A 13,408-nucleotide genomic window follows, 5' to 3' on the forward strand; every position below is an offset into this window, starting at 1 on the left:
CGCCGAACGATCGGCGACGCGCTATCGCGCTGTACTGGAGAGTTGATCCGGCTGCTGCGAATTGTCTTCTGAAGAAATAAAGGTTTGCATCTTTTGCTAAGAAAGATGCCTGTTTTGGATACATTGTGAAGAGAAGATATGTCTGGAAGCGTCCAGGTGTTTTGAGCCCTTGTGGTTTGAAGCGTCCGAGCCCAGTCCCTGAGAAACCGTGTGATGGCTTAGTCGGCCGGAATTGGTGGAGGGGTTGGAGGTAGGAAGGATCGCTTGTCCTGGGCATTTTTGTTGTTGGAACCTCGGTTCCTCTGATGAAGATGCTGGATTGATGTTGCCTGACCGCGCATCACCGGATGATATCTCGAGAAGCTGGTCTTAATGGTATGGCTTCGAGGTGCACCGGCGTGCCCTCAATGAAGACCGTACCGACACGTCGATGTCATCAAGAACTATCTGATTGTAAAAGGTAATCAGATTGCCGTTCCCTAGGGAATGGCTATGGATGAGCATAGACAATGAGAACGAAGAAGTGAATTAAGGGCATTTGGTGGATGCCTTGGCATGCACAGGCGAAGAAGGACGTGATACGCTGCGAAAAGCCGTGGGGAGCTGCGAATAAGCTTTGATCCATGGATCTCCGAATGGGGCAACCCACCTTAAATGCTTGGGAAATCTGTTTTGTTGGCTGGATGGTCTGTTTGGGTTTACCCATACAGGGCGCTAGCCCGTCGGTGCTTTTGCACCGCGCCGTCCGCAGGCCTTTGGCCATGAGGACAGAACTGAACAGGTTTCCAAGCATTGTGATAAGGTATCTTACTTTCGAATACATAGGGGTAAGAAGCGAACGCAGGGAACTGAAACATCTAAGTACCTGCAGGAAAGGACATCAACCGAGACTCCGCAAGTAGTGGCGAGCGAACGCGGACCAGGCCAGTGGCAATGATGAATAAAGCGGAACGATTTGGAAAAGTCGGCCATAGAGGGTGATAGCCCCTTACGCGTAGAACAGTCATTGTCCTTGAGTAGGGCGGGACACGTGAAATCCTGTCTGAACATGGGGAGACCACTCTCCAAGCCTAAGTACTCGTGCATGACCGATAGCGAACAAGTACCGTGAGGGAAAGGTGAAAAGCACCCCGACGAGGGGAGTGAAATAGAACCTGAAACCGGATGCCTACAAACAGTCGGAGCCCGCAAGGGTGACGGCGTACCTTTTGTATAATGGGTCAACGACTTAGTGTAACTAGCAAGCTTAAGCCGGTAGGTGTAGGCGCAGCGAAAGCGAGTCTGAACAGGGCGATTGAGTTAGTTGCATTAGACCCGAAACCGAGTGATCTAGCCATGAGCAGGCTGAAGGTTGGGTAACACCAACTGGAGGGCCGAACCCGTATCTGTTGCAATAGATTGGGATGACTTGTGGCTAGGGGTGAAAGGCCAATCAAACTCGGAAATAGCTGGTTCTCCGCGAAATCTATTTAGGTAGAGCGTCGACCGAATACCCTCGGGGGTAGAGCACTGGATGGGCTATGGGGACTCACCGTCTTACTGATCCTAACCAAACTCCGAATACCGAGGAGTACTAGTCGGCAGACACACGGCGGGTGCTAACGTCCGTCGTGAAAAGGGCAACAACCCTGACCTCCAGCTAAGGTCCCCAAGTCATGGCTAAGTGGGAAAGGATGTGAGGATCCCAAAACAACCAGGATGTTGGCTTAGAAGCAGCCATCATTTAAAGAAAGCGTAACAGCTCACTGGTCTAAATAAGGGTCTTTGCGCCGAAAATGTAACGGGGCTAAAGCCATGCACCGAAGCTGAGGATTTGCAGTAATGCAAGTGGTAGCGGAGCGTTCCGTAAGTCTGTGAAGGCGGACCCGTGAGGGCTGCTGGAGATATCGGAAGTGCGAATGTTGACATGAGTAACGATAAAGGGAGTGAGAGACTCCCTCGCCGAAAGACCAAGGGTTCCTGCTTAAAGTTAATCTGAGCAGGGTTAGCCGGCCCCTAAGACGAGGCGGACACGCGTAGTCGATGGGAACCACGTTAATATTCGTGGGCCTGGTGGTAGTGACGGATCTCGTGTGTTGTACAACCTTATTGGATTGGTTGTGCGGCGAAGAGGTTCCAGGAAATAGCTCCACCGTATAGACCGTACCCGAAACCGACACAGGTGGTCAGGTAGAGTATACCAAGGCGCTTGAGAGAACTATGTTGAAGGAACTCGGCAAATTGCACGCGTAACTTCGGAAGAAGCGTGACCCCATTTTAGGCAACTATGATGGGGTGGCACAGACCAGGGGGTAGCGACTGTTTATCAAAAACACAGGGCTCTGCGAAGTAGCAATACGACGTATAGGGTCTGACGCCTGCCCGGTGCTGGAAGGTTAAAGGGAGGGGTGCAAGCTCTGAACTGAAGCCCCAGTAAACGGCGGCCGTAACTATAACGGTCCTAAGGTAGCGAAATTCCTTGTCGGGTAAGTTCCGACCTGCACGAATGGCGTAACGACTTCCCCGCTGTCTCCAACATAGACTCAGTGAAATTGAATTCCCCGTGAAGATGCGGGGTTCCTGCGGTCAGACGGAAAGACCCCGTGCACCTTTACTATAGCTTTACACTGGCATTCGCCAAGGCATGTGTAGGATAGGTGGTAGGCTTTGAAGCAGGGACGCCAGTTTCTGTGGAGCCATCCTTGAAATACCACCCTTATCTTCGTGGATGTCTAACCGCGGTCCGTTATCCGGATCCGGGACAGTGTATGGTGGGTAGTTTGACTGGGGCGGTCGCCTCCGAAAGAGTAACGGAGGCGCGCGATGGTTAGCTCAGACCGGTCGGAAATCGGTCGTCGAGTGCAATGGCATAAGCTAGCCTGACTGCGAGACTGACAAGTCGAGCAGAGACGAAAGTCGGTCATAGTGATCCGGTGGTCCCGTGTGGAAGGGCCATCGCTCAACGGATAAAAGGTACGCCGGGGATAACAGGCTGATGACCCCCAAGAGTCCATATCGACGGGGTTGTTTGGCACCTCGATGTCGACTCATCGCATCCTGGGGCTGGAGCAGGTCCCAAGGGTATGGCTGTTCGCCATTTAAAGCGGTACGTGAGTTGGGTTCAGAACGTCGTGAGACAGTTCGGTCCCTATCTGCCGTGGGTGTAGGAATATTGACAGGATCTGTCCCTAGTACGAGAGGACCGGGATGGACGTATCTCTGGTGGATCTGTTGTCCTGCCAAGGGCATAGCAGAGTAGCTATATACGGAATGGATAACCGCTGAAGGCATCTAAGCGGGAAACCAACCTGAAAACGAGTGTTCCCTATCAGAGCCGTGGAAGACGACCACGTTGATAGGACGGGTGTGGAAGCACAGCAATGTGTGAAGCTTACCGTTACTAATAGCTCGATCGACTTCTTCGTTCCCATTGTTCATGTTCATCAAGCCAAGCTTGATGACATCATCTTCTGTCTTCACGGGCCAAGGCCCTGCAGACGGCGCGCGCCACAGGTATTTTGCTTGACAGCAAAAACCGGAAGGCGCGACGGACTAGCGTCCTGTATGGCTGCCTCGCTCAACCTCGAGCAAGGCAGGCAAACGGACCAGTCAAAGAAAGACGTGTTAAATTAAATAGAGCTTCGGCTCTCCAGCTTCTCGAAAACTGTTTCCATCTCAAAAATGGAAATCGTTGCGTTTTGCCGACCTGGTGGTTATCGCGGGGCGGCTGCACCCGTTCCCTTTCCGAACACGGCCGTGAAACGCCCCAGCGCCAATGGTACTTCGTCTCAAGACGCGGGAGAGTAGGTCGCTGCCAGGTCTGCAAAACGCAACACAAAATCTTCTCAATCACAAAAATGGGCAACAAGCCCAAATCAAAAGGCCGCCAAAAGCGGCCTTTATGCTATAATAAATCATTCCGCGGGGTGGAGCAGCCCGGTAGCTCGTCAGGCTCATAACCTGAAGGCCGCAGGTTCAAATCCTGCCCCCGCAACCAAATTGGCCCGCTTCATGCGGGCTCTTTTGCTGTCAACGGAAAGATTTACGCCACGCTATCCAACAATAGCCGAGGACTATCATCCGGCGCGCCACAATAACACATTGGCGGTGGCTCCTCCGACTCGGAGGACTTCAGGCTTCGACAGGTTCGCTGACATCATCCAGGAGAAAGTGCACGATCACATAGCGCGTCGTGTATTTCTGACCGCTATCGGAGACGCTCTCGACGCTGCCGCCGTCGGAGGGATGCCATTTCTGATAGTGGGGGTTGTTGGTAATCAGCGTGATCGCCTTGCCCGAGAAGCTGCCATTCAGCCGATAGCGAGCCTCTGCCAGGCTCCAGATCTTCTCAAAATCCTCCTGGCTGATCCGGACTTTCAAGGCTTTTCTGGAGGTGGCTTTTCCAGGCGAGCCATCGTCGCTTGCCGCCGGTGGAACATGCAGGTCAACCTCTTCCGCACCATCAAGCAGAAAGGCAAATTCGTCTGGCCACATCCGTCTCACGTATCGCTCCTCCCAAAGCTTACCGCCCCACAGCACAATCATGATAGCGCGTCCGCCGCGAGAGGCAATGGCGGAAATGTACCTGCGTTTCGAATGCCCGGAACTTGAAATTGGCCGGGAGATCGTGCTTGTTCACGATCAGCAGGGCACGTTTGCGTCCACCGTCAGTTGAGAACTGCATTGAGGAGTAAGGCATGAAGAAGCTCATCAACGATCCAGCCACCGTTGTGCGGGACATGCTCGAAGGCGTGGTGGCTCTCAGCCCTGCGACGGTCCTGCTAGCAGATGAGAATGTTGTGATCCGGTCTGGTCTTCCGGAAACGGAAAAGCGGAAGGTGGCGGTCCTGTCGGGTGGAGGCAGTGGACACGAGCCAGCCCATGCCGGCTATGTCGGTGCGGGCATGTTGACCGTGGCGGTGGCAGGCGATGTCTTCACTTCGCCCAGCACCGATGCGGTTCTTGCCGGTATCAAGGCTGCAGCCGGCCCCGCCGGCGCTCTGGTTATCGTCAAGAATTATACGGGCGACCGGCTGAATTTCGGATTGGCGGCCGAGCTGGCAAGGGCTGAAGGAATTCCGGTCGAGATCGTGGTCGTTGCCGATGATGTCGCGCTGAAGGACACGGTTCCCGCCGATCGCCGCCGGGGTATTGCAGGTACAGTGCTTGTTCACAAGGTCGCGGGCGCGGCCGCGGAGCAGGGACTTCCCCTTCAGGCGGTGGCCCGGATCGCGCGGGAAGCCGCAGAAAAATTGTCCTCCATGGGAGTATCGCTGGGCTCCTGCACCCTCCCTGCTGTCGGCAGGCCGGGCTTCGTCCTTGGCGAAGCTGAAATCGAGGTCGGGCTCGGAATCCATGGCGAGCAGGGCGTGCGGCGGATGCCTGTCGCATCGGCGGACGAACTGGTGAAGCTGGTCCTCGAAACGATCGAAGCCGATGGCAGGCTGAAGAGCGGAGACCGGGTGACGCTTCTGGTCAACGGACTGGGATCAACGCCGCCGATGGAGCTTGCGATCGTGGCGCGATCAGCGGTCGCACGCCTGGAGGCGAAGGGCGTCGTGGTCGAGCGGGCCTGGGCAGGCACCTTCCTCTCCGCTCTCGACATGCCGGGCTTTTCCCTGTCGGTCATGCATGTGGACGATGCAACGCTGAGCCTCATGGATGCGCCAACCGATGCCGGTGCATGGCCGCGCGGCGGTGCGGTGAACCGCACGCGGGTCCTGCCTTCGGCAGGCGTCGAGAAGAGCGCGACTGCGGAAAACACGATAACGGCAGCCGGTGAGCGATTGCGTGCCGCCGCAGAATTGGTTGCCGGAGCCCTGATCGCCGCGGAGCCCAAGTTGACGCAGCTGGACAGTGTTACGGGCGACGGTGACCTCGGAACAAGCATGGTGCGGGGCGCCGAAGCAATCCTGGCGCTGCCCATGGAGAGCTTCGCAGATGTCTCCGGAGGATTGATGGCGATGGCAAACGCGATGCGCAAGGCAATCGGCGGAAGCTCTGGCCCCTTTTACGCCACGGGCCTGATGCGCGCCTCGCGCCATCTTGCCGGCATCGAAAAGCCGACGGCCCAGCAGATGGCGGAAGCATTCGTTGCCGCCGTTGCCGCGGTGTCTGAACTCGGTGGTGCGAGGCCGGGGGACCGCACGATGATAGATGCGCTTCATCCGGCGGCAGAAACCTTCCGGGATAAACTCGCAGGTGGAGCTTCGGCCGCGGAAGCCTGGCGATCCGCGGTGGCGGCAGGCGTTGCCGGCGCCGAGGCGACGGCCTCCATGAAGCCGCGGCTCGGGCGCGCGAGCTATCTTGGCGAGCGGGCTGTCGGACATCTCGATGCGGGAGCGGTCGCCGTCAGTATCTGGCTTGAAGCAATCAGGAACGATGAGCGCTGATGAGAGTGGGCCGGAACAGGTATGCCGTCGGCCGGACGCCCGTGAATATCTTGCGCCGGCTCCACCGGCCTTAAAGCTCAGATACGCCGCGCCTTGATCGTGTTCATGACGAAGCTGGTCTCGATGGTGTCGACGCATTTCAGCTTGGCAATCTTGTCCTTGATGAAGCGCTCGTAATCCTCCAGCCCACCGCACATGACCTTGAGCATGTAATCCCTCGGACCCGTGACGAGATGACATTCGAGAACCTCGTCCCAGTCAAGAACGGCCGCCTCGAACATGCGGATTTCGTCATCGTGCTGACGGCTGAGGCGGATGGAGGCAAGGGCAGTCATCGTCCACCCCTCGATTGCCGGATCGATGATGGCGGAATATCCTTTGATCGCGCCTATCTCTTCCAGGCGTCGAAGCCGTCGCAGGCACGCCGATGCCGACAGTCCGACCCGCTCGGCAAGTTCGTTGTTCGTGATCCGCGCATCGGCAGACAGTTCCTTGAGTATCCTGCTGTCGATTGGGTCTGCAATTTTCTTCGACATAAATGACCATTCTCCGCAATATATTGCTTCATGAGACAGTCGGACGCTTCAGAATGCAAGATATTTTGGTTTCACTGCGTGTAATCTGCAGGTAATTCAACGCCAGCTGAGGGATCATCGGAAATGACCGCGCCGCATCCATCCAAAACCCATATCGGCAACCACGCTCTCCATCCTGAAACCCAGATGCTCAATTATGGGTATGATCCGGAATTGTCGGAGGGCGCCGTAAAGCCTCCCGTGTTCCTGACATCGACCTTCGTCTTCAAATCGGCAGAAGACGGGCGCGACTTCTTCGACTACGTCTCCGGGCGCAAGGAGCCGCCGGAGGGCAGGGGCGCAGGCCTCGTCTATTCGCGTTTCAACCATCCGAACAGCGAGATTGTCGAGGATCGTCTTGCCGTTTACGAACGGACGGAGAGCTGCGCGCTCTTCTCCTCCGGCATGTCCGCCATTTCGACGACGCTTTTCGCCTTCGTCCGGCCGGGCGACACCGTGCTCCACTCCCAGCCCCTGTATGGCGGCACGGAGACGCTGCTGGCGAAGACCTTCCATAATTTCGGCGTCTCGGCAGTGGGTTTCGCCGACGGTGTCAGCGAGACCTCGGTGATATCAGCTGCAGAGGAGGCGATGGCGAAAGGCAGGGTGTCTGTCATCCTCATCGAGACCCCGGCCAATCCGACAAACAGCATTGTCGACGTCGCGATGATAGGCCGGGTTGCCGATGTTATCGGCGAAAAGCAGGGGCACAGGCCGATCATCGCCTGCGACAATACGCTTCTTGGGCCCGTATTCCAGCGGCCCATCGAGCATGGCGCCGATATCTCGCTCTATTCACTGACGAAGTACGTTGGCGGGCATTCCGACCTCATTGCCGGGGCGGCGCTCGGCCGGAAGAATGTCATGAAGCAGGTGAAGGCATTGCGTGGGGCAATCGGCACGCAGCTCGATCCGCATTCATGCTGGATGCTCGGACGTTCCCTTGAGACGCTGCAAATCCGGATGGAGCGGGCGAACAGCAACGCCAAGGTCGTGGCGGAATTCCTGAACGCGCATCCCAAGGTCGAAAAAATCCATTACCTGCCGTTCAGCGATCCGGCATCCGCGGTTGGCAAGGTGTTTGCCACACAATGCTCCGGCGCGGGATCGACCTTCTCGTTCGACATCGTCGGCGGGCAGGCTGCCTCTTTCAAATTCCTGAATGCGCTCAACATATTCAAACTTGCGGTAAGCCTCGGGGGTACGGAGTCTCTTGCTTCTCACCCCGCGACGATGACGCATTCGGGTGTTCCTGCCGATGTCCGCCAGCGCATCGGTGTGCTGGATTCCACGATCCGGCTGTCAATCGGCATCGAACATCCCGACGATCTTGTCGCAGACCTGACCCTCGCCCTGGATCAGGCCTGACGACAGGTAGCTGACAATCTGTAACCGAGCGCGCCAGCGGCTATAAAGGTTGTCCTGTGCAGGTGGATCGATGTATCTGGGGGGAACTTCACTTGAACCTGCAGGCACATGGAAACGTCGCTTTATCTGCCCATCAAGGGCTTTCTCGAAAAGGCGGGCTACGCCGTCAAGGGCGAGGTTGGCGGTTGCGACCTCGTCGGCTTGAGCGATGACGATCCGCCTGTTGTCGTGATTTGCGAGCTGAAACTGAGCTTCAATCTGGAACTCATCTTGCAGGCTGTCGATCGCGCAGCCATTGCGGACGAGGTCTGGATCGCGGCTCGGGTTTCAGCCAGGGGCAAAGGCCGCGAGGCCGACAGACGTTACCGCGATCTTTGCCGCAGGCTCGGGATCGGCATGCTCGGCATCTCCGATACCGGTGAGGTCAGCGTGATCGTTGGTTCCATATCACCGATGCCGCGAACCAATCCGAAACGGCGGTCGCGGCTGATGCGCGAACACCAGAGGCGACGCGGCGATCCGACGGCAGGTGGCAGCACGCGCGCACCGATCATGACCGCGTACCGCCAGCAGGCGCTCGGCTGTGCCCTGGCGCTGGCATCAGGGCCGATGCGGGTGCGTGAAGTCAGATCCAGCGTACCTGATGCCGGGAAGATCCTGCTTTCGAATGTTTACGGCTGGTTCGAACGGCAGGACCGAGGAGTCTATGGTTTGACCCAGGCCGGCCGTGAAGCATTACAGCGATGGCCGCAGCAGGATACGCGGGCAACTGACACTGTTACCGGCTGATTTTTTTCAGCAATGGAGGCTCGCGCCGCCACAAGATGCGACCGGCCACACGGCCGGCTCCACATCACTGCTTTGCTGCGATTGCTTCCTTTACCGCCAGCTCCGCCATGGCCAGTGCAGCATCGCGGGTTTTGGCCGCAGCCACAAACCGGCCGTTATGGCAGAAGGTCGCGCCTTCGACGCCACAAACCGCTTCGAGATCTTTGTCCGTCAGGCCGGCCCAAGCTGCCGGCAGGTCGGCACGCAGCTCAAAGCCCTCATCCGCGCGGCGGATACCGGTCAGACACCAGTCGTTGTTGCGCGGGTGAACGACAAAGAGCAGATGGTCGGCGCCTGCCTTCATGATGGCGGGTCGAAACGGCATTCCTACCGGCAGTTCCAGAATATGTCCCTCACCGGCATCCACGATAGCCCGGTTCACAAGCGCTTCGGCCCGCAATTTTGCAGCGCTGTTGGCAATCTTTGCCTCCACGAAGCTGCGGGCAACGGCCAGCGCCGCGTGGAAACTGCGATTATCCGCTTCGGGATCGGTCTCGTCAAAAACAGGTTTCAGAGTTTCCAGCAGGACGGGCAGGGTCAGCCCAGCGAGCGGTCCGGCGATGGAGGGGCTGAGCGCACCATTGTCGACCAGATCGACCGGCAGCACGAAGCTGGTATCGAAAGAGGTGTGAATGGCTTCGATATGGTCTTCAGGAACGCCGGAGGCGGCAAGATAGTCGCGGCCGAAATGCTTCCAGATCAGGCCGAACGAGCTATAGGGCTGACCGTCGTCCCGTAGTGGCGCGCCGCGCTGGTGGTGATCAAATATTCCCTCCGATGGGTCATAAGCGCCGCCGACGTCGTAGATGATGCGGTTCGCGCCGGGCGTAATCCATTCGGACGCCCTGCTGCGGATGAGGCGGGCCTGCGGGAAAAGCCGGGTGAGCACGACGCTGGATAGGAGTTCGTCGGCGTGGAAGCCACCGGAATGGGTGACGAGGAAGTCCGGGATCATGTCAGGATGCGCCTTGTTGCTTGCGGAATATCCGCCTGAGATTGAGGCACCTGATATCCTTTGCCGGACGCTATCTCAACCCGCCATTCGTCACAGGGATCAAAAGCAATGCCATGCCGGACGACGTCGGTGGATCGAACCAGCCGACGTCGTCAGCGCTGTCAGTCTCTGTGAGTATATCCCGGGCGCATCGTCCAATTATTCTGCGGCGACTGTTACTCTTTCAAACCGTGCTTTAACAAGCAAAGCAGCTTCTGCGATTGCCTGATTTACCCGCGCGTTTATGGCAGGCGAAAGCTCGCCTTCTATGAAGTCCCGGCCAGAGGTGTAGATTGCGGTCGGTGCCACGAAGGCTTCGAAAAATGCAAATAGCGGTCTGAGCTGATGCTCCACCACAAGTGAATGCCGGTCTCCGCCGCCTGTCGCCGTCAGGATGACGGGCTTGCCTCTGAGGTCGGCGGGGTCGAGAAGATCGATGACGTGTTTAAAGAGGCCGGTATAGCTGCCCTTGTAGGTCGGTGAGCCGATCACCAGAGCTTCGGCATCGATGATTGTCTGGACAATCCGCCGCGCGTTACCATCGAGATCCGCCACGGATCGTGCCGAGCTCAATGATGCCCCGAGATCCTCGATGTCGAAAACCTGATGCTGCAGGCCCAGTTGCCCGGCCAGCGCTTCGCTGACGTTTTCGACAAAGCGCTTCGTGCTGGATGGGCGCGATGTGTTGCCGGAGAAGCCGACGATCAGATTGTTGCTCATTGACGTTCTTTCGAGTGATCTTGGGGAAGGGCGGTTTGCGCCAACGCGTCTTAAGCCGTCTTCAGGATTGAAAGGCCGGCTGGATGTGTCGATCGGTCATTCTCGCCGGTTTTCCAACGATCAAAGGCGGCACGTCCGAGAATGGCGACGGACGTATCTTCCTGGGGTGCATGGACGAGAACTGACTGGATATCGCGGAAATGCCGCTCCAGACCAAGATCGGCGTTGAGGCCGGGATTGCCGATGCCACGAACAGCCAGTTGCACAGCTTCGCGGATCTGCCTGCCGGCGAGGAGCCGGGCCCTTATCAGGTGTTCGGCATCGCCAATATGGCCTGTGAGCGCGCCGAAGATGATCTGCCGGGCGCCGGAGACCAGAAGGTCGATCTCACCCGAAAGCGTGACAAAGCGTTCTGTCCGCGCAATGGGATGGCCCAGATTGGCGGGCACACGTTCATGCGCGAAGCGGATGAAGGCTTCCTGAGCCGCTTCGGCTGCGCCGAGATAGATTGCGGTCAGCGCAAGCGTCATTGCCGCATGGCTGCGATTATCCTGCTGGGCAACGGAGGGATCAACGAGTTCCAGCACATTTTCTGCCGGGATTTCAACCTCGGTATATTCGACATCGTGCGAACCTGTCGCCCGCATTCCGAGGCTCTTCCAGTTCTCGATAATCCTGATGCCGGGCAGGCCGTTAGGCACGACAAACGTGCCGACCCGCGCCTGAGCCTCGTCGGTGTGCGCCCAGACGAGAAAATGGGTGAGGCCGTGCGCGCCCGTCACGAAGCGCTTGCGGCCCGTGATCGACCAGCCATTTGCCGTCCGGCGCGCACGCGTGGCCGGCAATCCGCCGCGCGCCGGCGAGCCCAGTTCCGGCTCCACACGGGCGGCGTTCAGCAGCAGTGGCCCATCTTTGGCTTTGGAAAGAAGGTCCCTGTAAAGACCGTCGGGCCAATGATCCTTCGTCGCCTGTCCCAGGTGGGTGAAGATCGTCATTGCGCTGATGAGCGCCACGGAGGGATCGCCGCGCCCAAGGGCCGCCAGAATATGGGCCGCGGTGCTCAAGGTTCCTCCCGGGCCGCTGTAACGCGTGGCCACGGTGCTCTCCAGAAGTCCGGCTTGATGAACGGCGCGAATGCTGGTCCAGGGAAACTGACCGGTCTGATCCGCATCCGGTGCGGCTTCGGAAAGGGCGCGCACAGCGGCGTCAAGTGCGGTGGGATCGTAAGACATGCGGATAACGGCTTTCTGGAAGTCGAGAGGCGGGATCATCCGTTGCGGGCATGGATGATCCCGGTCTTGGAGGAAGAGGTGGACAGGTCCGACGGCCTGGCCGGACTGCCGTGATCAGGCGGCTGCCTTCTTCTTTGCCTCTTCACGTTCGCGAATACCCTCGCGGACGAGAGGCAGGATGTATCGTCCATAGTCGACGGCATCATTGTAATTGTCATATCCACGGATCGAAATCAGATCGGCGCCGAGATCAATATAGTCGAGAATGGAGTCGGCGATTGTGCGCGGCGATCCGACCAGAGCGGTTGTCGCGCCGCTTGCATTGGTCGCGGTGACGGTCGGATACCAGAGCGCGCGGTCATGGACATCGCCGCGTTTGGCGATATCGAGCAGGCGCTGGGAGCCGATATTGGCGGGGGGTGTTGCGTTGACCGGCGCGCGCGAAAGGCCCCTCTGACGGTTCTCGTTCAGACGGTCGAGAACCCTGTGCGCCTTATCCCAGGCCAGTTCGTCTGTTTCAGCCACGATTGGCCGGAAGGTAACCCATATGCGCGGGCGATCGGTTCGGCCTGCTTTTGCGGCTTCGGCGTAGATGCGGTCAATCTGCTGCTTGGTTTCAGCCAGCGGCTCGCCCCAGAGCCCGAAAATGTCGCACAGCGAGCCACCGATACGATAGGCGGCATCCGACGAACCGCCGAGCGAAATCGGGATAAGACCGTTGGTGGGACGCACGGCGCTGCGAAACTGCTTGAACTGGTAATATTTGCCGTCGAAATCGAAGGGCTCGGTTGAACTCCAGGCAAGGCGGAGAATGCGGATATATTCTTCCTGGCGTTCGTAACGCTCTTCCTTGTTGAGGAAATCTCCTTCGCGCGCCTGCTCCTCATCGCTTCCGCCTGCGATGAAGTGGACGACGACGCGACCGCCGCTCAACTGGTCGAGCGTGGCGAGGGACTTGGCCGCAACCGTCGGATAAACGGTGTTGGGCCGGAGCGCGACGATGATCTTGATGTTCTTCGTATGCGCGAGCACGGTGGCGCCCAGCGTGAAGGGATCGAACGAAGAGGAGGAATAGGGAATGAGCGTGTAGTTGAACCCATAGTCGTCCAGTGCACGCGCATAACGTTCCAGGAACAGCGGATCGACCGGAGCATCAGGGATGGGGTTCAGATCATTGGACTCGTTGGGAAAGCTGACGCTGATGAATTCCGCAGCCATGGGAGCTCCTTGGTGTTTCTGAGTGTCGGGTAAAAGCTAAAGCCGGCGTGGCATATGAGGAAGACAGGTCTTTCTATTTCTATGGAATATGTAGAAAATATT

The 13,408-nt window shown here is 58.0% G+C and carries 9 protein-coding genes, 1 tRNA gene and 2 rRNA genes; 6 read left to right on the forward strand and 6 right to left on the reverse strand.

All coding sequences use genetic code 11. From position 1 onward, the window contains the following. The first annotated feature begins 517 nt into the window (after window positions 1-517). From MRBLRC7O_RS20070 to MRBLRC7O_RS20080, 3 genes are all read left to right on the forward strand, one after another. Window positions 518-3,404 (forward strand): 23S ribosomal RNA (locus MRBLRC7O_RS20070). 280 nt (window positions 3,405-3,684) lie between these two features. Next, window positions 3,685-3,799 (forward strand): 5S ribosomal RNA (gene rrf, locus MRBLRC7O_RS20075). A gap of 100 nt (window positions 3,800-3,899) precedes the next feature. Further along, window positions 3,900-3,976: transfer RNA gene (locus MRBLRC7O_RS20080), tRNA-Met, on the forward strand. 134 nt (window positions 3,977-4,110) lie between these two features. Here MRBLRC7O_RS20080 and MRBLRC7O_RS20085 read toward each other — a convergent pair. Next, window positions 4,111-4,473 (reverse strand): hypothetical protein, encoded by a 363-nt coding sequence (locus tag MRBLRC7O_RS20085; RefSeq protein ID WP_060724383.1) that lies wholly within the window; start codon window positions 4,471-4,473, stop codon window positions 4,111-4,113. Window positions 4,474-4,676: 203 nt separating this feature from the next. Between MRBLRC7O_RS20085 and MRBLRC7O_RS20090 the strand changes: the two genes are divergently transcribed. Beyond that, window positions 4,677-6,371, forward strand: coding sequence for a dihydroxyacetone kinase family protein (locus tag MRBLRC7O_RS20090; RefSeq protein WP_111820509.1), 1,695 nt, complete (start codon window positions 4,677-4,679; stop codon window positions 6,369-6,371). Between the two features lie 77 nt (window positions 6,372-6,448). Here the strand turns inward: MRBLRC7O_RS20090 and MRBLRC7O_RS20095 are convergent, their stop codons facing one another. Next, entirely contained in the window at window positions 6,449-6,907 is a 459-nt protein-coding gene (locus tag MRBLRC7O_RS20095; RefSeq protein WP_111820508.1) for an Lrp/AsnC family transcriptional regulator, read from the reverse strand. Between the two features lie 123 nt (window positions 6,908-7,030). Here MRBLRC7O_RS20095 and MRBLRC7O_RS20100 point away from each other — a divergent pair, with 123 nt between their 5' ends. Together MRBLRC7O_RS20100 and MRBLRC7O_RS20105 are read left to right on the forward strand one after the other, a co-directional pair. After that, on the forward strand, window positions 7,031-8,314 hold the full coding sequence (locus MRBLRC7O_RS20100; protein ID WP_111781669.1) for a cystathionine gamma-synthase family protein: 1,284 nt from the start codon (window positions 7,031-7,033) through the stop codon (window positions 8,312-8,314). Window positions 8,315-8,422: 108 nt separating this feature from the next. After that, complete coding sequence (locus MRBLRC7O_RS20105) at window positions 8,423-9,103, forward strand: DUF2161 domain-containing phosphodiesterase (protein WP_111820507.1); 681 nt, start codon at window positions 8,423-8,425, stop codon at window positions 9,101-9,103. Between the two features lie 64 nt (window positions 9,104-9,167). Here the strand turns inward: MRBLRC7O_RS20105 and MRBLRC7O_RS20110 are convergent, their stop codons facing one another. The 4 genes from MRBLRC7O_RS20110 to MRBLRC7O_RS20125 all read right to left on the reverse strand — a co-directional run bounded on the left by MRBLRC7O_RS20110 (window position 9,168) and on the right by MRBLRC7O_RS20125 (window position 13,306). Beyond that, a complete protein-coding gene (locus MRBLRC7O_RS20110; protein WP_111820506.1) occupies window positions 9,168-10,097 on the reverse strand; it encodes an MYG1 family protein in 930 nt (309 codons plus the stop codon). A 198-nt stretch (window positions 10,098-10,295) separates the two neighbouring features. After that, window positions 10,296-10,856, reverse strand: coding sequence for an NAD(P)H-dependent oxidoreductase (locus MRBLRC7O_RS20115; protein WP_111820505.1), 561 nt, complete (start codon window positions 10,854-10,856; stop codon window positions 10,296-10,298). Between the two features lie 50 nt (window positions 10,857-10,906). After that, window positions 10,907-12,088 (reverse strand): acyl-CoA dehydrogenase family protein, encoded by a 1,182-nt coding sequence (locus tag MRBLRC7O_RS20120; protein ID WP_111820512.1) that lies wholly within the window; start codon window positions 12,086-12,088, stop codon window positions 10,907-10,909. A gap of 114 nt (window positions 12,089-12,202) precedes the next feature. Then, on the reverse strand, window positions 12,203-13,306 hold the full coding sequence (locus MRBLRC7O_RS20125) for an LLM class flavin-dependent oxidoreductase (RefSeq protein ID WP_003504237.1): 1,104 nt from the start codon (window positions 13,304-13,306) through the stop codon (window positions 12,203-12,205). Between the last annotated feature and the right edge of the window lie 102 nt (window positions 13,307-13,408).

Origin of the sequence: Agrobacterium radiobacter (genome assembly GCF_040801995.1) — a bacterium.
In the GTDB taxonomy this organism is placed as follows: Bacteria; Pseudomonadota; Alphaproteobacteria; order Rhizobiales; family Rhizobiaceae; genus Agrobacterium; species Agrobacterium radiobacter.

What these genes read in the sequence shown, in the direction of transcription:
- MRBLRC7O_RS20085 (WP_060724383.1), bottom strand. Translation starts at nt 4,473, where the DNA reads ATGTGGCCAGACGAATTTGCCTTTCTGCTTGATGGTGCGGAAGAGGTT.
- MRBLRC7O_RS20090 (WP_111820509.1), top strand. Translation starts at nt 4,677, where the DNA reads ATGAAGAAGCTCATCAACGATCCAGCCACCGTTGTGCGGGACATGCTC.
- MRBLRC7O_RS20095 (WP_111820508.1), bottom strand. Translation starts at nt 6,907, where the DNA reads ATGTCGAAGAAAATTGCAGACCCAATCGACAGCAGGATACTCAAGGAA.
- MRBLRC7O_RS20100 (WP_111781669.1), top strand. Translation starts at nt 7,031, where the DNA reads ATGACCGCGCCGCATCCATCCAAAACCCATATCGGCAACCACGCTCTC.
- MRBLRC7O_RS20105 (WP_111820507.1), top strand. Translation starts at nt 8,423, where the DNA reads ATGGAAACGTCGCTTTATCTGCCCATCAAGGGCTTTCTCGAAAAGGCG.
- MRBLRC7O_RS20110 (WP_111820506.1), bottom strand. Translation starts at nt 10,097, where the DNA reads ATGATCCCGGACTTCCTCGTCACCCATTCCGGTGGCTTCCACGCCGAC.
- MRBLRC7O_RS20115 (WP_111820505.1), bottom strand. Translation starts at nt 10,856, where the DNA reads ATGAGCAACAATCTGATCGTCGGCTTCTCCGGCAACACATCGCGCCCA.
- MRBLRC7O_RS20120 (WP_111820512.1), bottom strand. Translation starts at nt 12,088, where the DNA reads ATGTCTTACGATCCCACCGCACTTGACGCCGCTGTGCGCGCCCTTTCC.
- MRBLRC7O_RS20125 (WP_003504237.1), bottom strand. Translation starts at nt 13,306, where the DNA reads ATGGCTGCGGAATTCATCAGCGTCAGCTTTCCCAACGAGTCCAATGAT.